Here is an 18210-nt window from a genome sequence, read left to right on the forward strand (position 1 = left end):
GACCGGCCCGACAAAACGATCATGTGCCCTCTCCCGTACGGCGCCGCGCGCTCCTGAACCGCGCACCACTCCCTCTTATCCAGCGCCGCCGCTTCCTCACGCAACACCGTGTTTCCCCGCGATGCCCTCCGACCAGGAGATACGCCGCGGCAAACCGGTGGAACCCCTGCTCGGGAGGCCGGGTCCGCACCCGCCCTCCCGGGGAACGAACCGCGGCACGACACGGCTCCCGTACCGCTCAGTCCGCGTCCGCGGGCTCGGCGATCCGGCGGAGCAGGGCGACGAGCCGGTCGCGCTCGTCCCCGTCCAGGCGGCCGAAGAGCCGCTCGCCCACCTCCGCGCCGGCGCGCCGCCCGCCTTCCAGCGTCCGCGTGCCGTCCGGGGTCAGGCTGATCGAGTGGGCCCGGCGGTCGTGCGGGGCGCGTTCGCGCCGCACCAGCCCGGCCTCCTCGAGCTCGTCGACGATGCGCACCATCGTGGACTTGTCGATGCCGGTGATGTCGATGAGGCGCCGCTGGCTGGACGGCCCGTACATCTCCAGGGCGAGCAGCATGCTGAACCCCCGCACGTCGACGCCCAGCGCGCGCAGCTCGTCGTTCATGCCCGCCCGGCTCCGGTTGTGCGCGGCGGCCAGCAGCATGCCGAGCCCCACGTGCCGGACGGCCGGGTCGCCGCCCTCGGACAGGAGCCGTTCGAGCAGGTCGTCGAGCATGGAGCCAGCATAGGGGTCTCTGATATAGTCTCATTTGAGACTTTCTCGTTAGAGAAAGAAGCGTGGGCGGCGCATCGATGAGCGAGGGAGACGCGCATGCCCGAGACGACCCGCCGACGTGCCCTGCAGGTGACCGGTCTGGCGATGGCGGCGGCGGCAGTTCCGGCAGGCGAGGCGGCCGCCGCGACCCCCAGGCGGTCGCGCGGCAGGATCGACACCCACCACCACGCCGTCCCGCCGAGGATGCGGGAGTGGGCGGTCGAGCAGGGCCTTCTCCCGCCGACCGGCGGGCCGTCCTGGGCCCAGTGGACGCTGCCGGGCACCCTGCGGACGATGGACGCCAACGGCATCGCCGCCGGGGTGGCGTCCGCACCGGTGCCCGCCGAGGTGTTCCAGGACCGCGAGACCGCCGTCTCAGGGGTGCGGGTGTGCAACGAGTCGCTGGCCGAACTGGTGCGCGAGCACCCCACGAGGTTCGGCTTCTTCGCCAACGTGGCGATGCTCCACCCCGACCTGGCCCTTGGTCAGCTCGCCCACGCCCTCGACGACCTGGGCGCGGACGGGGTGCTGCTCAACACCTCGGCCGCCGGGCACTACCTCGGGGAGCCGATGTTCGACCCGCTGTGGGCCGAGCTCGACCGGCGCCGCGCGGTGGTGTTCACCCACCCCGTCGCCCCCAAGGGGCTGCCCGAGGCGCCGGGCGTCGGCGACTGGATCGCCGACTACCTGCTGGACACCACCCGCACCGCGCTCAGCCTCGTCGCCGCCGGGACCCTCGTCCGGTACCCGCGGGTGTCGGTCATCCTGTCCCACGGCGGCGGGTTCCTGCCGTACACGGCGGGTCGCGCCGAGCGCTCGGCGCGGGAGGACGGCGGGCCGCTCCCGGCGAGGATGCGTCCCGCGCTCCGCCGCTTCCACTACGACACGGCCCTGCCGGTCTCCCCGTACGCCACGCCGTCCCTGATCGCCGCCGTCGGCGCCGACCGGGTCCTGTTCGGCACCGACTGGCCCGCGAACTCCGCCCGCGAGGTGGCGCTGAACACCCGGGACCTCGACCGCGATCCCGCGCTGGACGGCCGCGCCCACCGCGCCGTCGGCCGGGAGAACGCCCTCCGCCTGCTCCCCCGGCTCGCCGAACGCCTCAGGTGATGCGGGCGGGGCCTCAGGTGATGCGGACGGGGAGGGTGCGGGGCCCGCGGACCTGGCCGGCGGCCCACGTGACCGCCGCCGGGTCGGCCAGGGTGAACGACGGGACGCGCTCCAGCCAGACTTCGAGCGCCACGCGCAGCTCCATGCGGGCCAGGTGCGAGCCCACGCAGCGGTGGATGCCGAGGCCGAAGGCGGCGTGCCGGTTGACCTCGCGGTCGATGGCGACCTCGTCCGCCCGGTCGAACTGGGCCGGGTCGCGGTTGGCGGCCGGGAACGACAGCAGGACCCAGTCGTCGGCCTTCATCTCGACGCCGCGCCAGGTCATGTCCTCCTTCACCAGCCGCGCCATCGTGACGGGCGCGAAGGCGCGCAGGAACTCCTCCATCGCGGTCGGCAGCAGCGACGGGTCGGCGACGAGGCGCTCGCGGTCGGCCGGCGTCCTCGCCAGGTGCCACAGCGAGGCGCCGATCGCGCTCCAGGTCGTGTCGATCCCCGCGATCAGCAGCAGCGCCATCGTCCCCGAGACGTGGGACGGTTCGAGCCTGCGCCCGTACAGCTCGGCTTCGATCAGGTAGGTGGTGAGGTCGTCGCGCGGGTTCGCGACATGGTCGCGGATCTGCGCGAGGAGGTAGTCGAACAGCCTGTCCATGCGCGCGATGCGCTCGTCCGGAGGGAGGTTGACGCCTTCCAGGGCGTTCTCGACGAACTCGCGGAACCGGGGGCCGTCCTCGGCCGGGAAGCCGAGCATCTCCGCGATGACCCGCATCGGGATGTGCTGCCCGTACTCCTGGGCGGCGTCCACGACGTCGCGGCCCTCGAAGGAGTCGATGAGCTCGTGGCAGTACGCCCTGGTCGCGGGCTCCAGCCGCGCCACCGCGGACTTCTTGAACGCGGGGAGCAGCAGCTTGCGCGCGTCGTGGTGGAACGGCGGGTCGGAGGAGATCGGCGGCGTGACGCCGACCGGCTCCACCTCGCGCGGCGGCCGGAAGTTGCTCATGACGACCGAGCGGGACGTGAAGCGCTCGGTGTCGTAGGCGATCGCCGCGACGTCCTCGTAGCGGGTCGGCAGCCAGCCGCCGCCGAACCGCTCGGTCCGCGCGACCGGGCAGCGCCGGCGCAGGTCGTCCTGGATCGGGTACGGGTCGGCGGCCCACTCCGGTTCCAGGTGGGAGAAGTCGGTCGCCCAGTCGGAGACCGGGCCGGTGACGACCTCGTTGCGCCTGCCGAGCGGGCGGTTCGCCCGCTCGTCCCGGAAGTCCTTGCCGAAGCGGTCGTCCGCGGTCATCTCACGCCTCCCCGAGGACGTCGATCGCCCGCTCGGGGCAGTTCGCGCTCGCGAGGCGGGCTTCCTGCTCCGCGCCCTCGGGCACGGCGCCATCGCCGAGGACGACCCCGTAGCCCTCGTCGTCCTCGCCGAACAGGCCGGGGGCCAGGTCGTAGCAGCGGCCGTGGCCCTGGCAGCGCTTCGGATCGATCTGCACCTTCACTTGGGCTCCTCCGGTGTGAGCGAGCGTGTCCCCCGTGCGGGCGGCGGGGCCGGGCGGCGCGAGCGCGGCCGCGATCCGCGCCAGCAGCGCCGCCCACTCCTCGTCGCCGACGGCGTGCATGTCCCGCGGGATGAGCGCGCTCCCCATCCCGAGCAGCAGGCAGAGGTGGGCGAGCGCGTTGCGGGAGAGCGCCGGGTCGATCTCCCCGCCCGCCTGGCCGATGCCCATCAGCCCGGCGAGCCAGCCGGCGCGCTCGCCGACGTAGTCGCGCATGGGACGGGCGACGTCCTCGTCGCGGTGGGCCGCAACGAGGGCCTCCACGACGAGGTGGGCGCGGGCGTCGCGGCGCTCCGGCAGCCACCGCCCCATGGTGAGCAGCAGCTCGACGACCGGGCGGTCGGGCTCGGCGGCGAACAGCTCGGCCAGCAGCCGCCGCCCGTGCGTGCGGAGCGCCTCCACCAGCAGCTCCGCCTTGGAGTCGAAGTGCGCGTAGAGGGCGCCGTTGCTGACGCCGGCGGCCCGCGCGATGTCGGCGACGCGCGTCCCGTCGTAGCCGCGCCGGGCGAACTCGTCCGCCGCGGCGCTCAGCAGCCGTTCGCGCGTCTCCGCGCGGGTGACGCCCGCAATTCGCCCCATATCGCAATTAAACGAGCGTTCATTTGATGGGTCAAGGCCCTCCGCGCACCGAGAGGCGCGGCCCCGTCCTCGAAGAACGGGCGCCCCTTGACGGCGGGTCCCGTCGCCTCGGATACTCCTTGGCGGAGTGAAAGCTACTTTCGCGGAATGAAAGCGATGTGCATGACTGACAGGTCCGCTACGGCTCATGGCCCGCCGGGCGCGACGAGCGACTGGCCGGGCCTGCGGGGCGCCCGGGTGCTCGTCCTCGGCGCGGGCGGGATCGGCGCGGAGTGCGTCCGCGGGTACCTCGGGGCCGGGGCCGTCGTCACGGCGGTCGACCGCGACCCCGCGCGCCTGGACGCCCTGTCCCGGGGACCGGACGGGACCGGCGCGCACACGCTCGCGGCCGACCTCGCAGAGCCGGGCGCCGGAGCCGAGACCGTCCGGCGGGCGGTGGAGGCGATGGGCGGGCTGGACGTCCTGCTGCACTGCGTCGGCGTCAACGACCGCCGCCCGATCCTCGACTTCACCGAGGACGAGTGGGACCGCGTGCTGCGCACCAACCTGTCCACCGCGTTCGGCGCGGCGCAGGCGGCGGGGCGGCACATGGTGGAGGCCGGGGGCGGGCGCATCGTGCTCCTGTCGTCGGTGTCCGGGCACCTGGCGCACCGCAAGCACGGTCCCTACGCCGCGTCCAAGGGCGGCATGAACCAGATGATGCGGGTCATGGCGGCCGAGTGGGCGTGCCACGGCGTCACGGTCAACGCGGTCGCGCCCGGCTACGTCGAGACGCCGCTGACCGCCGCGTACCTCGCGCAGCCGGGGGTCCGCGAGGAGCTCGTGCGCCTCGTGCCGGCGGGGCGGCTGGGCACGGCCGCGGAGATCGTCGGCCCGATACTGTTCCTGTCCTCGCCGCACGCGGCCTTCATCACCGGGCACGTCATGTACGTCGACGGCGGCCGCACGCTTGTATGACCCCAGGCAGGAGAAGAACATGAGCATGCAGCAGGGCATCTTCCCGCGGTTCGCCGGGAAGACGGTGCTGGTCACCGGGGCCGGGACGGGGTTCGGCGCGGAGATCGCCGTCCGCGCCGCGCAGGAGGGGGCCCGGGTCGGCGTCCACTACAACAGCTCCAAGCAGGGCGCCGAGCGCACGGCGGAACGCGTCCGGGACGCCGGTGGCGAGGCGTTCGTCGTGCAGGCCGACATCTCGTCCTGGGACGAGATCCGCCGCCTCGCCGACGAGGCCTTCGCGTGGGCCGGCACTCTGGACGTCCTGGTCAACAACGTCGGGGACGTCGCGACCGAGCAGATGTCGTGGCGGCAGCTGACCCAGGAGTCGCTGGACCGCGTCATCGACGTCGACGTCAAGGGCACGCTGCTGATGACGCACGAGTTCGGCTCCCGCATGCTGGAGCAGGGCCACGGCTCGATCGTCAACATCGGGTCCACCGTGGTCGTGCGGGGCAGTGCGCGCGCCCCCCAGTACGCCGCCGCCAAGTACGGGCTGCTCGGCATCACCAAGTCCTACGCGGCGGCGTTCGCGCCGGCCGTCCGCGTGAACACCTTCGCGCCGGGCTTCATGGAGACCGGCGCGACCCTGGAGCGCGAGGACTGGAAGTCGGGGCGCCGCGAGAAGCTCATCGCGCAGACGCCGATGGGCGAGATCCCGCCCCCCGAGAAGGTCGCGGGCACGGCCCTGTTCCTCGCCACCGAGGACGCCTCCCACATCACGGGCGCCTACATGCTCGCCGACGGCGGGTTCAACATGGTCGGGGCCTGATCCGCCCCGGGGCCGGTCAGGCCGCGCCGAGAGGAGAGTCTTGAAACTGATCACGTTCGACGAGGGCCGGGTCGGCCGCCTGGACGGCGAGGACGTCATCGAGCTCGACGTGCCGTCCACCCGGGCGTTCTTCGAGCGCGGCGGCACCGCCCCCGAGACCGGGGAGCGGCTGCGGCTGGCGGACGTGCGGCTCCGCGCGCCCATCCGGCCGAAGAAGTTCTTCCACACCGCGGGGAACTTCGCCGACCACCACGAGGAGCTCCAGGCGGTCAACTGGTCGCACCCGGTGCACAAGGGCATCGTGTTCTTCCAGAACGTCGACGCGGTCATCGGGCCGGACGACCCGATCGTGTACCCCGAGCACCTCACCCGCGAGCTCGACTACGAGCTGGAGCTGGCCGTCGTCATCGGCAAGCCCGGCAAGTTCTTCGGTCCTGAGCAGGCCCTGGAGCACATCGCCGGGTTCACCGTCTTCAACGACGTCACGGCCCGCGACATCCAGCGCCGCGAGATGGAGTCGGGGGTGTTCTCCTTCAGCAAGGCCATCGACACGTTCTGCCCGATCGGCCCGTGGATCGTCACCGCCGACGAGATCGAGGACATGCAGGACCTCGCGATGGAGCTGCGGGTGAACGGCGAGACGCGGCAGACCGGGCACACCGGCCGGATGCGCGTGTCGATCCCGCACCTGGTGGCCTACCACTCGCCGCAGACCTACAGCGCGGGCGACCTCATCACGACGGGCACCGTGTCGGGCGTCGCGGCCGTCCAGCCGGACCCGTTCGAGTTCTACCTGCGGCCCGGCGACGTCGTCGAGGCCGAGATCGAGGGCGTCGGGACGCTGCGCAACCCCGTCGTCTCCTGGCAGGACGCCTACGGCGAGGCGCCGCCGGAGCGGGTCGGCTGGTGAGGTTCGCCAACCTGGACGGGCGGGCCGCCGTCGTCGTCGCAGGCGCCTCCGGCGATCTCGCCGTGGACGTCGCCGAGGCGAGCGGCGGCCGGTTCCCCGCCGACCCGCAGGCCGTCTTCGCCCACTGGCGCGCGTTCCGCGAATGGGCGGCGTGGTCCCTCGACCCGGCGCGGGGCAGGCCGTTCGCGCCGGAGGACCTCGGCCCGCCGGTGCCGCGCCCGGCCCAGGTGTTCGCCATCGGCGTCAACTACGCCGCGCACGCGAGCGAGGCCGGGTACCCGCCCGAGACGGCGCCCGTGACCTTCACCAAGTTCCCCAGCTGCCTGGCCGGTCCCGTCTGCGAGGTCGAACTGCCGTCCGCCACCGTGGACTGGGAGGTCGAGATGGTGGTGGCGGTCGCGCGGGAGTGCGGCGACGTCCACCCGGTGGACGCCTGGGACTACGTCGCCGGGATCACGCTCGGCCAGGACCTGTCGGAGCGGACCTCGCAGCTCGCCGGTTCCAAGCCGCAGTTCAGTCTCGCCAAGTCGTTCCGGAACTTCGGCCCGACCGGCCCGTGGCTGGCCACCCCGGACGAGCTCGACGACCCGTGCGACCTCGCCATCTCGTGCAGCCTGTCCGGCGAGACCGTGCAGAGCGCGCGGACCTCCGCGATGGTCTACAGCGTGCCCGAGCTGCTCGTCCGGCTGTCGCGGGTCTGCCGCCTGCTCCCGGGCGACCTGGTCTTCACCGGGACGCCCGCCGGCGTGGGGAACGCCCGCACGCCCAAGCGGTTCATCCAGCCGGGCGACGTGCTGGTGAGCGAGCTGGAGGGCGTGGGCAGCATCACCCAGCGGTTCGTCGCGGGACCGGCCCGCGCCGGGCTGCCGCCCGCCGAGCGGTGAGCCGGGCCCCGGGGTGAACGGTCTCAGCGTCCGCCCAGCAGGCGGGAGATCTCCGCGCACGTCTGCTGGACCAGCGGCCGGATCTCCTCCAGGAGGCGGGCCGTCGGGACCTCCCGCGCGGGGACGGCCACGTTGACGGCGGCGACCGCCGTCCCGGCCGCGTCCCGGACGGGCGCCGCGACCGACCGGAGCCCGTAGGCGAGCTCCTCGTCCTGGACGGCCCAGCCGCGGCCGCGGATCTCCGCGAGCGCCGGCCGGAGCGCCTCCGGCGAGGCCGCGGCGTTGGGACCGGCCGCTCCGGCGAAGGACTCGGGGGTCAGCAGGCGCTCCAGCTCCGCGTCGTCGAGCTGGGCCAGCAGCATCTTGCCGATCGAGGTGCGGACGGCCGGGAGCCGCGACCCGACCTGGATGTTGGCCGTCACCAGGTCGTTGTTGCGCAGCCGCACCAGGTACAGGACGTGGTCCCCCGAGAGCACGCCCAGGTTCGCCGTCTGCCCGGTGGCGTCGGCGAGCCTGCGCAGCGGCCCGTCCGCGAGCTGGACGAGGTCCAGGCCGCGCAGCGCCGAGAAGCCGAGCGTGAGCACCTTCGGCGCGGGCCGGTAGGCGCCGTCCGGAAGCTGTTCGAGGAACCCCTCGGCGGTGAGGGTGGACACCAGGCGGAAGGCGGTCGGCAGGGGCAGGCCCGTCGCCGCCGCCATGTCGGTCAGCTTCATGGACGGGCGCCGCTCGGAGAAGAGCTCCAGGAGGCGCAGGCCCTTCGCCAGCGCCTCCACGCGGTAGCCGCTCCTCGGACGGGTCCGGCCGCCGGCGGAGCGGGGCGGCGTACGGTCACGCGGCGGCACGGACGCCTCGCTCTCTGCCCGGCCGGCGGGCAGCGCCCCGGCTGGCACCGCCCCTGGTGCCCGGCCGGCACGCCCCTCATCGTACGGACGCGCCGCCGTGCGCGGCCGTCACCTCACGGCCTCGTAGAACGAGTCCGCCTCCTCGTCCTCCCTCCTGCCGACGGTGAAGAAGCCGACGAGAGCGGCGAGGGCGGCGACGGCCTCCCCGGCGAAGCTGATCGTCTTGTCGGTGTACCACTGCGGGTCGTACATCCGCGGGATCGGGCCGAGCTGCCCGAAGTCGACGAAGTAGTACAGCAGGACGGCCCCGGCCGCGCTCGCCGCGACGACGAACGCGATCGCGTACGTCCACTTGCGTGCCCAGGCGAGCACGAGCAGCCCCGCGACGGCCGCCGCGATGGCCTGGCCTTGGAACAGGACGTCTCCCGGGATGACGTCGCTGGGGGTGTTGGGCCCGGGGGCCATGTCGGGTGCGAACCGCCAGTGCACGTAGGCGTCGGCCGCGAGTCCGGCGGCCACGAGTACACGAAGAACTATGCCCATACCCCATTGCACGTGGATTCCGGGCCGCCGGATCAACCCGTTCGAAGATTTCGCGAGGCCGGGCCCGGCCACGGCGGAGGCTCGCCGAAGCCGGCGCCTGACCTGGTGCCCGTCACCCGGGGAACGTCACTCGGGGAACGTCACTCGGGGAACGTCACTCGGGGAACGTCACTCGGGGAACGTCACTCGGGGAACGTCTCGGCGCGGCGGGCCTTGACCCGGCGCCAGCTCCAGTAGAGGAGCCCGAAGAGGATGAAGCCGGACAGGATGAGCCCCGAGCCCGTGCTCCAGCCGCTGAGCGGCAGCTCCCGCACGAGCCCCCAGGCCACGCCCGCGCCGATCAGCCCGAGCCCCGTGAGGACCGAGCCCGTGAGGCGCCACCAGGACGTGACGCTCTTCTCGGCCTCCCGGATCGCCTTGTCGCGGACGGGCTCGACGTAGCGGTTCACGGCCGGGAACTCCCGCGACAGGATGAGCAGACCCGCCAGCACGAGCAGCAGCCCGGGACCGGGGAGGACGAGCAGCGCGACACCCGCCAGCAGCACGGCGCCGCCGGCGACGATCACCGCGCCCTGCCTGGTGGACCTCCCGTATCCCATGCCCTCCCCGTCCTCCCGCCCGCCCGGCGCCGGCCGGACCGGCCCCGCGCCGAATCCGGTAAGGGCCGTGTACCCCTCTCAGGAGATCTTGCGCGCGCCGCGGCCGTCGAAATCCGGCCTCCCCCGGATGCCCGTCCGTGACGCGGGGACAGCGCCCCGTGACTCCAAGGGTCGCGGACCGTTTCGTTAGGTATGCTCCGGGAGCCCCTCCCAGGATCAGAGATCTTTCATGACACAGACACCCGAGGCGTCCGTCGTGACCGAGGCGGCGGTCCCAGGTTCCGCCGAGGCGGCGGCGTCCCCAGCCCGCGGGGCGCGGGACGAGCCGCGGACGCAGGGCGGCGCCGCCCCCCGGGGACGCGACCCCCACCTCGACAACGCCAAGTTCCTGGCGATCCTGCTCGTCGCCGGCGGGCACGGACTGTCGGGCCTGCGGGACGTCCCGCTGGCGGCCGGGCTGTGGAACTTCATCTACCTGTTCCACATGCCGCTTTTCGTCATGGTCAGCGGGTACCTGTCCAAGCGGTTCACGCTCACCGACGACAAGTCGATGCGGCTGGTCGGCTCGACCCTCGCGCCCTACCTGATCTTCCAGTGCCTCTACAGCCTGTTCGCGTGGGGGGTCGACGGGCGGCGGTTCCAGTTCGACGTGCTGGACCCCTACTACCTGACCTGGTTCCTGCTGGCGCTGTTCGTCTGGCGGCTGCTCACCCCGGTGTGGCGGCGGCTCCGGTACCCGCTGGCGACGGCCGTCCTCGTCAGCCTCCTCGGTTACATGACGGACATCGGCAGCACGCTCGACCTGTACCGGATCCTCGGGCTGGCGGCGTTCTACGTCCTCGGGCTGACGCTGTCGCCCGAGGTGATCCAGATCGTCCGGCGGCCGTGGGCGCGCGTCACGGGCGCCGTGCTCCTGGCGGCCGCGTTCGCGGGCGCCTACCTCACCCAGGACCACATGAACGCGCGCTGGCTGAACTGGGACTCCTCGAACGCCGACCTCGGCGTGGACGAGGTCACCGGGACCCTGATGCGGGCCGGCCTGCTGCTCACCGGGACGGTGCTGATCCTCGCGTTCCTCGCCGTCGTCCCGTCCCGCCGCACCTGGTACAGCGACCTCGGAGCCGCCACCCTCTACGGCTACCTGCTGCACGGGTTCGTGACGCGGCTGTTCACGTTCGAGGGCTGGAACGAGCTCGCGTGGTTCGACACGATCCCGGGCGTGCTCGCGGTCGTGCTCGCCTGCTTCGCCCTCGTCACGGTGCTGAGCACGCCCCCGGTGCGGCGCGTGACCCGCTGGGCGGTCGAGCCTGATCTGAGGCATCTGTTCGGCCGGTGACGGACCCCCGTCCCCCACGTCAGGCCCCACCACGCAAGGGTTGCAGGGCCCTGGAACGTCGGTGAATTCGCCGCAAAGTTCCCCAGAGCGGGTACAGTGAGGCGACAGTTCCCCCCTGTGCGGATCATCAACCCTGCGAATGCCGCGCCACCCGCGCCCACACGAGATCCCCCTCGGGTGACTGAACATCTCGTTTCGGCTGCCTTTTTTCTGGCTGCCTTGAAAAAAGAAGGACGGGTCGCATTGGTCATGGCGCCGCAGGGTGAGCATCGCGTCGTCGCCGTCATCCTGGCGGGTGGCAGCGGGCAGCGGATGGGCCTCAGTACTCCCAAGCAGCTTCTCAAGATCGCAGGAAGGTCGATCCTCGAGCACACGCTGGCCGTGTTCGAGGAGGCCCCCGACGTCGACGAGATCCTCGTCCTGATGAACCCGGGTTTCATCAGGGACGCCGAGGAGTGCGTGAAGAGGGCCGGCTGCACCAAGGTCAGGGCGGTGCTTCCCGGCGGGACGTCCCGGAACGCCACGACGCAACTCGCCCTCGACGCCCTCGCCGACCTCCCGGCCGAGACGACCAGCGTGCTGTTCCACGACGCGGTGCGCCCGCTGCTGTCGCAGCGCATCATCCGCGACTGCGTGACCGCGCTGCGCGAGCACCGGGCGGTGGACGTCGCCATCCCGTCCGCCGACACGATCATCCAGGTCGACGAGGACGTCATCGTCGACGTGCCGCGCCGGGCGAACCTGCGGCGCGGGCAGACCCCCCAGGGCTTCCGGCTCGCGACGATCCGCGACGCCTACGAGAAGGCGTGGCGGGACGAGGACTTCGAGGCCACCGACGACTGCACGGTGGTGCTGCGCTACCTGCCCGGCACCCCGATCTACGTCGTCCCCGGCGACGAGCACAACATGAAGGTCACCGAGCCGGTCGACATGTTCGTCGCGGACAAGCTGTTCCAGCTCGCCTCCTCCGACGCCCCCGACCTGACCGAGGACGAGTACGCCGAGGCGCTCGGCGGCAGGACGATGGTCGTGTTCGGCGCCAGCCAGGGGATCGGCGCCGCCGTCGCGAAGCTCGGGCAGCGTTTCGGCGCCCGCGTCTTCGGCTACAGCCGCGGCGCCACCCGCACCCACGCCGAGCGGCCCGACGACGTCGCCGCCGCGCTCGCCCAGGCCTACTCGGCGACCGGCCGCGTCGACTTCGTCGTCAACACGGCGGGCGTGCTGCGGATCGGCCGGCTCGACGCCATCGAGCCCGACGCGATCGAGGAGGCGCTGCGGGTCAACTACCTCGCGCCGATCCACATCGCGCGGGCGTCCTTCCCCTACCTCGCGAAGACCGGCGGGCAGCTGCTGCTCTACACGTCCAGCTCCTACACCCGCGGGCGCGCCGACTACAGCCTCTACTCCTCCGCCAAGGCGGCCACGGTGAACCTCACCCAGGCCCTGGCGGACGAGTGGTCCGGCGACGGCGTGCGGATCAACTGCATCAACCCCGAGCGGACCAGCACCCCCATGCGGACCGCGGCGTTCGGCCAGGAGCCCCCGAACACCCTGCTGAGCGCCGACCAGGTGGCCCGGACCTCCCTGAACGTCCTGCTCTCCGGCCTCACCGGGCAGGTCATCGACGTGCGCCGTGAAGACCCCCTCACCGGCGGCCGCTCCGGCTGACGCCGCCCCACCCCCCGCACGCGCCCGCTCGGCCCAGCGGGCGCAGCCCCCTTCCCCTCTCCCAACTGCGCCACCACCCCCCGGGGCGCTGACAAGACGGAGGTGTGCCGTGCGGCGTTTCGTCTCCCGGTACTCGGTTCTCATGCGGTACTCATCGGTGCTCTGGCTGCCCGTCACACTCGGGCTGCTGATCGGGGCGGCCGCGGCCGGGGCGCCCTGGGCGTTCCTCGGCGCCGCCGTGCTCTGCTACGCGGCCGAGTTCGCCGTGGGGCGGTCGCTGCCGGACGCGGCCAGGCCGCTGCGCTGGGGCCAGATGACCCCCGGCGCGCGGGTGCTGATCCGGCAGGGCGCCCTCGTGCTGCTGCTCGTCCAGGCGGGCGACGCCGGCCGGACGACGATCGCGCTGGCCGCCGTCGGCCTCCTGGTGGTCGACTGGCTCCGGGCCGCGATCCTCGCCGGCGCCGTCGCCTCGCGCCGCGTCAACCGGCTGCCCTTCGCCACCCTCAACCTCGGGGAGGGCGAGCCGGCGCTCCCCGGCCCGGACCCCGTCTGGCAGGCCCGGCTGATCCTCCTCCTGGAGAGCCACGCCGACCTCCTGCCGCTGCTGTTCGGCACCGCCGGACTCATGCTCGGCGTTCCGGCGCTCGTGTTCGCCGGGCTCCTCGGCACCGCGGCGGCGGCCGCCGCCACCGCGGCCGCGCAGACGCCCCGGCTGCGCCGGATGCGCGCCCTGCTGAACACCGACCGGATGACCCGCGACGTGCAGCGCCGCGTGAAGCGCTACAAGCCCGAGGTCGTGCTGTACTTCACCGGCCCGGTCACGACCGTCTACCAGGCCAACATGTGGCTGGAGACGCTGGAGCGGCTGGAGCGCAAGGCGATGGTCCTCGTCCGCTCCCCCGAGGTCGTCGGCGCGCTCGCGCCAACCCGGCTGCCGGTCGTGTGCATCACCCGTGCCGAGGAGATGATGAACTTCGACCTCGGCACGGTGAAGGTCGCGCTCTACCCGGGCAACACCGGCAAGAACCTCCACCTGCTCCGCGAGGAGCACATCAAGCACGTGTTCGTCGGGCACGGCGACAGCGACAAGGGCCCGAGCTCCAACCCGGTCAGCAAGGTGTTCGACGAGGTGTGGGTTGCCGGCCCGGCGGGCCGCGACCGCTACCGCAACTCCGACGCGGGCGTGCGCGACGAGGCCATCGTCGAGGTGGGCCGGCCGCAGCTCGGAGAGATCACCACCGAGCCGTCCGGCGGGCCCGTCCCCACCGTCCTGTACGCCCCCACGTGGGAGGGCTGGGACAACGAGCACGGCTACAGCTCGCTGCTCGGGATGGGCGAGCGGATCGTCCGCACCCTGCTGGAGCAGGGGCCGCGGCTGCGCGTCATCTACCGGCCGCACCCCTACACCGGGCGGCGGCTCCCCGAGGCCGCGGCCGTGCACGAGCGGCTCATGCGGATGATCGAGCGGGGGAACCGCGACGGGGCGGGCGGCCACCGGGTGGTCACCGGCGCGGACGCCTCCCTCTACGAGTGCTTCAACCGCTCGGACATGCTGATCACCGACATCTCCAGCGTGATCTCCGACTACATCCCGAGCCTGAAGCCGTACGTCGTCACCAACCCCGAGGGGATGGACGAGGGGGCCTTCCGGACCGAGTTCCCGTCCGCCTCGGCCGCCTACCTGCTGGGCCCGGACTGCCGCGAGCTGCCCGACATCCTCGCCGTCGCGGCGACCCCCGGCCAGGACCCGCTGGCCGCGGAGCGGCGGAGGCTGCGCGACTACCTGCTGGGCCCCGAGCACCCGGACGCGATGACCCGGTTCGCCGCCGCCGTCGACGCGCTGGCGCAGGCCGGCCCCAGGTCGACGATGTACGGGGGCTCGCGCAAGGCCGTCACGGCCGGCTCCGAACCCGCCTAGAGTTGACCCCGAAAAGCCCGTCCGACACTAGAGGGTCCATGCCGCAACCCCTGGTCAGCGTGATCGTCCCGGTCTACAACTGCCGGGACACGGTGGCCCGTGCGCTGGAATCGGTCTTCGCCCAGACCCTGCCCGCCGACCGGATCGAGACGATCGCGGTCGACGACGGCTCGACCGACGGCGGCGCCGAGCTGCTGGACGAGCTGGCCGCGGACCGCGAGCGGCTGACGGTCGTCCACCAGCCGAACTCGGGCGGCGCGGGGGCGCCGCGCAACCGCGGTCTGGAGCGGGCGTCCGGGGAGTTCGTCTTCTTCCTGGACGCCGACGACCGGCTCGGCCCCGAGGCGCTGGAGCGGATGACCGCGATGGCCGAGCGCAACGGCACCGACATCGTGCTCGGCAAGCAGGTCGGGACGGGCGGCCGCAAGGTGCCCCGGGTGTTCGAGCGGACCATCGAGCGCACCCACGTGCTCGACCCGGACTGCGACCTGTTCCCCCGCATGTCGATGGCCGCCCTCCAGCTGTTCCGCCGCTCCCTGGTCGAGCGCGCCGGGCTCCGCTTCACCGAAGGCCTGCTCTCCCACGAGGACCAGCTCTTCACCGCGGGCGCCTACCTGAACGCCCGCGGCGTGTCCGTCCTGGCCGACTACGACTGCTACTACTGGGCGGCGCGGGAGGACGGGAGCAGCAGCACCCAGCTCGGCGGCGCGCCGACGAGCGACGTGCACGCGATCGCGGGGCGGGCGATGGCGATGGTCGCCGAGCACACCGAGCCGGGCGAGATCCGGGAGCGGCTGCACTACCGGTACCTGCTGCTGGAGGTCTTCGGGCTGCTCGAGAAGCGGTACCTGAAGTCCGCGGGCGAGGAGCGCGCCTGCACCCTCAAGGGGTGCCGGGAGCTCATGGCCGCCTGGCTCACCCCGGCGCTGCTGGAGCGCTACGCCCCCCGCCACCGGCTGCTGGCGTACTGCCTCGACCACCATCTCGACGCGGAACTGACCGAACTCCTGCGGTTCCTCCAGCGCGGGAAGCGTCCCCGCGTCCGCCTCGACGACGGGCACGCCTACTTCACGTACCCCTTCTTCCGCGACTCCTCCGTGAACATCCCCGACGCGTGCTTCGAGACCGGTGAGGCGCTGCGGCTCCAGTGCGCCCTGACGGCGATGGCATGGACGGACGGCGCCCTGGCGATCGACGGCGAACTCCAGCTCCGCGACGTGGAGGAGGGGGCGCCGGAGGTCCACCTGGTGCTGGAGGGCGGCGGCCGCCATCGGGTGGAGTGCGACGTGCGCCCCGTGACCCGCACCGACACGGGCATCTCCACCTCTTTCACGGCGAGCGTCGAGCCGCCGCAGGGCTCGTGGCCGGACGGCCAGTGGACGGTGCGCCTGGAGATGGCCCTGGAAGGGCACACGCTCAGCGTCCCGGTGACCAGACCGCGGGATTTCGATCTTCCCCCCGCCGCCCTCGTCGAGGACGGCGGCCGCCCCCGGCTGGTACGGCCGCTGCCCGCGCGGGGACGGGGCGAGCTCGCTCTCGAGGCGGGCGGCGCGTTCGGTCCGGGCGACGTGCGGCACGTCGAGGTCGCCCCGGGACCGGACGGGCGGCTGGTCGTGCTGTGCGAGCCGCCGCCCGCCCTGACCGCGCGGCCGCCGTCCATGAGCCTGCTGTTCCAGCGGCCCGGCGGCGGCGAGGTCCTGCGCGCTCCGCTCGTACCCGAACCTGGGCGGCCGGGCCGCCGCCGCGCCGACGTCTCGTGGGCCGGTGCCCGGCCCGGGGGCTGGCGCGCGTCCATCGAGATCGACGGCGTGGGCGGCCCGGTCCGGGTTCGGCTCCCGGACGGCGGCGGCCTCGTCGGGCCGCTGACCGTGTCGGTGTTCCCGCCGCGCCGCGTCCACGTCCGGCTCGGCGGCCCGCTGACCGTGCACGTCACGGCGCCGCTGACGGCGCTGCGGCGGCGCCTGCGGCGCGTGCGGCGCCGTCTCGCGCCCGGGGCATCGGGCGACCAACGCAACGTCAAGGAAGGCAGCGAATGAGCCACCGGATCCTGCCGAGCGCGCAGGTCGACCCGAGCGCGGAACTCGGCGACGGCACCACGGTGTGGGATCTCGCGCAGATCCGTGAGGACGCACGGCTCGGCGCGGGCTGCATCGTGGGACGCGGCGCCTATGTCGGGTCCGGGGTGCGGATCGGCGACAACGTCAAGCTGCAGAACCACGCGCTCCTCTACGAGCCGGCGGTGCTGGAGGACGGCGTGTTCGTCGGTCCCGCCGTCGTCCTCACCAACGACCGCGAGCCCCGCGCCGTCGACCCGGACGGCAAGCTGAAGCGCGCGTCCGACTGGGAGGCCGTCGGCGTGCACGTCGCCGAGGGCGCGTCCCTCGGCGCCCGCAGCGTGTGCGTCGCCCCGGTCCGGATCGGCCGCTGGGCCATGGTCGCCGCGGGCGCCGTCGTGACCCGCGACGTGCCCGACTTCGCCCTGGTCGCGGGCGTCCCCGCGCGCCGCATCGGCTGGGTCGGCCGCGCCGGCGCCCGGTTGGCCGAGCGTCCGGACGAGCCCGGGACGTGGGAGTGCCCGCGGACGGGCGAGCGCTACGCCGAGACCCCCGCCGCGGACGGTTCCGAAGCAAGGGTCCTCATCGAGAAGGAAGCAGGAAAGTGAAGGTCCTCAGCGTTGTCGGCGCACGCCCGCAACTGGTGAAGCTCGCTCCCATCGCCGCCGCCCTGGCCGCCGGCGGGCACCGGCACGTCATCGTGCACACCGGCCAGCACTATGACGCCGACCTGTCGGACGTGTTCTTCTCCGGCCTCGGCATCCCCGACCCGGACGTGCACCTCGGCGTCGGGTCGGGCAGCCACGGCGTCCAGACCGGCGCCGTGATGGCCGCCCTGGACCCGATCCTGGAGATGGAGCGCCCCGACTGGGTGCTCGTCTACGGCGACACGAACTCGACCCTGGCGGGCGCGGTCTCGGCCGTGAAGCTGCACCTTCCCGTCGCGCACCTGGAGGCGGGGCTCCGCTCGTTCAACCGCCGCATGCCGGAGGAGCACAACCGCGTCCTCACCGACCACGCCGCCGACCTGCTGCTCGCCCCGACGGACGAGGCGATGCGCCACCTCGCCGCCGAAGGGCTCGCGGACCGGAGCGTCCGCACGGGCGACGTGATGGTGGACGTGTGCCTCCGGGTCCGCGACTCGGTCCTCGCCGCTCCCGGCGACGTCCCCGGCCTGCCGGAGGGGATCGATCCCGAGCGGCCCTACCTCGTGGCGACCCTGCACCGCGCGGAGAACACCGACGACCCGGCCCGTCTCGGCTCGCTCGTCGACTCGCTCGCCGACCTCCCGGTGCAGGTCGCGCTGCTCGCCCATCCCCGCCTGGTCGCGCGGGCCGAGGCCCACGGCATCAAGCTGGAGCGGGGCGCCGTCCGTCCCGGCCGTCCCCTGCCCTATGCGGCCATGGTGGCCGCCGTGCTCGGCTCGCAGGGAGTGGTGACCGACTCCGGGGGGCTGCAGAAGGAGGCGTTCCTGCTCGAACGCCCCTGCACCACGCTGCGGACCGAGACCGAATGGCCGGAGACGCTCGCCGGCGGTTGGAACGAACTCGTCCCGGACCCCGGCGCGCTCGGTTCCGCCCGCTGGACGGCGACCGCCACGCGGCCCGCCCCGACCGTGTCGCGCGGCACCCCGTACGGCGACGGCCGCGCGGCCGAGACCGTCGCGGCGGTCCTGGCGGAACGCGTACGCGGCTGAGGAGGGTCGGC

17 protein-coding genes are annotated in these 18210 nt (G+C 73.2%); 11 read left to right on the forward strand and 6 right to left on the reverse strand.

Annotation, left to right across the window (positions count from 1 at the left end; translation table 11 throughout):
- Window positions 1-238 precede the first annotated feature (238 nt).
- Window positions 239-712: a MarR family winged helix-turn-helix transcriptional regulator gene (locus FKD65_RS19955; protein ID WP_141578933.1), complete on the reverse strand. Its 474-nt coding sequence runs from the start codon at window positions 710-712 to the stop codon at window positions 239-241.
- A 96-nt stretch (window positions 713-808) separates the two neighbouring features.
- On the opposite strand from FKD65_RS19955, the gene FKD65_RS19960 reads away from it, so the two are divergent.
- The gene (locus FKD65_RS19960; protein ID WP_141578934.1) at window positions 809-1861 is read left to right on the forward strand and encodes an amidohydrolase family protein; all 1053 of its coding nucleotides are present in this window, start codon (window positions 809-811) and stop codon (window positions 1859-1861) included.
- Between the two features lie 13 nt (window positions 1862-1874).
- Here FKD65_RS19960 and FKD65_RS19965 read toward each other — a convergent pair whose 3' ends face one another.
- A complete protein-coding gene (locus FKD65_RS19965) occupies window positions 1875-3146 on the reverse strand; it encodes a cytochrome P450 (protein WP_141578935.1) in 1272 nt (423 codons plus the stop codon).
- A gap of 1 nt (window position 3147) precedes the next feature.
- On the reverse strand, window positions 3148-3984 hold the full coding sequence (locus tag FKD65_RS19975; protein ID WP_240810253.1) for a TetR family transcriptional regulator: 837 nt from the start codon (window positions 3982-3984) through the stop codon (window positions 3148-3150).
- 162 nt (window positions 3985-4146) lie between these two features.
- Here FKD65_RS19975 and FKD65_RS19980 point away from each other — a divergent pair, with 162 nt between their 5' ends.
- The 4 genes from FKD65_RS19980 to FKD65_RS19995 are packed head-to-tail and all read left to right on the forward strand — an operon-like array spanning window position 4147 to window position 7543.
- Window positions 4147-4941, forward strand: coding sequence for an SDR family NAD(P)-dependent oxidoreductase (locus FKD65_RS19980; RefSeq protein WP_141578936.1), 795 nt, complete (start codon window positions 4147-4149; stop codon window positions 4939-4941).
- Window positions 4942-4960: 19 nt separating this feature from the next.
- Window positions 4961-5749, forward strand: coding sequence for an SDR family NAD(P)-dependent oxidoreductase (locus tag FKD65_RS19985; protein WP_205718726.1), 789 nt, complete (start codon window positions 4961-4963; stop codon window positions 5747-5749).
- A gap of 40 nt (window positions 5750-5789) precedes the next feature.
- The gene (locus tag FKD65_RS19990) at window positions 5790-6659 is read left to right on the forward strand and encodes a fumarylacetoacetate hydrolase family protein (protein ID WP_141578937.1); all 870 of its coding nucleotides are present in this window, start codon (window positions 5790-5792) and stop codon (window positions 6657-6659) included.
- A complete protein-coding gene (locus tag FKD65_RS19995) occupies window positions 6656-7543 on the forward strand; it encodes a fumarylacetoacetate hydrolase family protein (RefSeq protein WP_141578938.1) in 888 nt (295 codons plus the stop codon). Before FKD65_RS19990 ends, FKD65_RS19995 begins: the two co-directional genes overlap by 4 nt.
- Window positions 7544-7566: 23 nt before the next feature.
- On the opposite strand, the gene FKD65_RS20000 is transcribed toward FKD65_RS19995, so the two are convergent.
- The 3 genes from FKD65_RS20000 to FKD65_RS20010 form a co-directional block, all read right to left on the reverse strand.
- Window positions 7567-8316 carry an IclR family transcriptional regulator gene (locus tag FKD65_RS20000; RefSeq protein WP_205718727.1) on the reverse strand — a complete coding sequence of 250 codons (750 nt, stop codon included), beginning with the start codon at window positions 8314-8316 and terminating at the stop codon, window positions 7567-7569.
- A gap of 177 nt (window positions 8317-8493) precedes the next feature.
- Complete coding sequence (locus tag FKD65_RS20005) at window positions 8494-8904, reverse strand: hypothetical protein (protein WP_141578939.1); 411 nt, start codon at window positions 8902-8904, stop codon at window positions 8494-8496.
- 206 nt (window positions 8905-9110) lie between these two features.
- Window positions 9111-9527 carry a PGPGW domain-containing protein gene (locus FKD65_RS20010; protein WP_141578940.1) on the reverse strand — a complete coding sequence of 139 codons (417 nt, stop codon included), beginning with the start codon at window positions 9525-9527 and terminating at the stop codon, window positions 9111-9113.
- Between the two features lie 229 nt (window positions 9528-9756).
- Here FKD65_RS20010 and FKD65_RS20015 point away from each other — a divergent pair, with 229 nt between their 5' ends.
- The 6 genes from FKD65_RS20015 to wecB all read left to right on the forward strand — a co-directional run bounded on the left by FKD65_RS20015 (window position 9757) and on the right by wecB (window position 18199).
- Window positions 9757-10863, forward strand: coding sequence for an acyltransferase family protein (locus tag FKD65_RS20015; RefSeq protein WP_141578941.1), 1107 nt, complete (start codon window positions 9757-9759; stop codon window positions 10861-10863).
- Between the two features lie 249 nt (window positions 10864-11112).
- Window positions 11113-12531 (forward strand): bifunctional cytidylyltransferase/SDR family oxidoreductase, encoded by a 1419-nt coding sequence (locus tag FKD65_RS20020; RefSeq protein ID WP_141578942.1) that lies wholly within the window; start codon window positions 11113-11115, stop codon window positions 12529-12531.
- Window positions 12532-12673: 142 nt separating this feature from the next.
- Window positions 12674-14449 (forward strand): CDP-glycerol glycerophosphotransferase family protein, encoded by a 1776-nt coding sequence (locus FKD65_RS20025; protein WP_141578943.1) that lies wholly within the window; start codon window positions 12674-12676, stop codon window positions 14447-14449.
- A gap of 38 nt (window positions 14450-14487) precedes the next feature.
- Complete coding sequence (locus tag FKD65_RS20030; protein WP_141578944.1) at window positions 14488-16485, forward strand: glycosyltransferase family 2 protein; 1998 nt, start codon at window positions 14488-14490, stop codon at window positions 16483-16485.
- A complete protein-coding gene (locus tag FKD65_RS20035; RefSeq protein ID WP_141578945.1) occupies window positions 16482-17111 on the forward strand; it encodes an acyltransferase in 630 nt (209 codons plus the stop codon). Before FKD65_RS20030 ends, FKD65_RS20035 begins: the two co-directional genes overlap by 4 nt.
- A complete protein-coding gene (gene wecB / locus FKD65_RS20040; protein ID WP_141578946.1) occupies window positions 17108-18199 on the forward strand; it encodes a non-hydrolyzing UDP-N-acetylglucosamine 2-epimerase in 1092 nt (363 codons plus the stop codon). The genes FKD65_RS20035 and wecB overlap by 4 nt, the downstream gene beginning before the upstream one ends.
- Window positions 18200-18210: the final 11 nt, after the last annotated feature.

The sequence above is a fragment of the Actinomadura sp. WMMA1423 genome, assembly GCF_006547145.1.
Classification (GTDB): domain Bacteria; phylum Actinomycetota; class Actinomycetes; order Streptosporangiales; family Streptosporangiaceae; genus Spirillospora.

Coding starts and splice junctions, on each gene's coding strand:
- FKD65_RS19955 (WP_141578933.1), bottom strand. CDS start 712: ATGCTCGACGACCTGCTCGAACGGCTCCTGTCCGAGGGCGGCGACCCG.
- FKD65_RS19960 (WP_141578934.1), top strand. CDS start 809: ATGCCCGAGACGACCCGCCGACGTGCCCTGCAGGTGACCGGTCTGGCG.
- FKD65_RS19965 (WP_141578935.1), bottom strand. CDS start 3,146: ATGACCGCGGACGACCGCTTCGGCAAGGACTTCCGGGACGAGCGGGCG.
- FKD65_RS19975 (WP_240810253.1), bottom strand. CDS start 3,984: ATGGGGCGAATTGCGGGCGTCACCCGCGCGGAGACGCGCGAACGGCTG.
- FKD65_RS19980 (WP_141578936.1), top strand. CDS start 4,147: ATGACTGACAGGTCCGCTACGGCTCATGGCCCGCCGGGCGCGACGAGC.
- FKD65_RS19985 (WP_205718726.1), top strand. CDS start 4,961: ATGAGCATGCAGCAGGGCATCTTCCCGCGGTTCGCCGGGAAGACGGTG.
- FKD65_RS20010 (WP_141578940.1), bottom strand. CDS start 9,527: ATGGGATACGGGAGGTCCACCAGGCAGGGCGCGGTGATCGTCGCCGGC.
- FKD65_RS20015 (WP_141578941.1), top strand. CDS start 9,757: ATGACACAGACACCCGAGGCGTCCGTCGTGACCGAGGCGGCGGTCCCA.
- FKD65_RS20020 (WP_141578942.1), top strand. CDS start 11,113: ATGGCGCCGCAGGGTGAGCATCGCGTCGTCGCCGTCATCCTGGCGGGT.
- FKD65_RS20025 (WP_141578943.1), top strand. CDS start 12,674: ATGCGGTACTCATCGGTGCTCTGGCTGCCCGTCACACTCGGGCTGCTG.
- FKD65_RS20030 (WP_141578944.1), top strand. CDS start 14,488: ATGCCGCAACCCCTGGTCAGCGTGATCGTCCCGGTCTACAACTGCCGG.
- FKD65_RS20035 (WP_141578945.1), top strand. CDS start 16,482: ATGAGCCACCGGATCCTGCCGAGCGCGCAGGTCGACCCGAGCGCGGAA.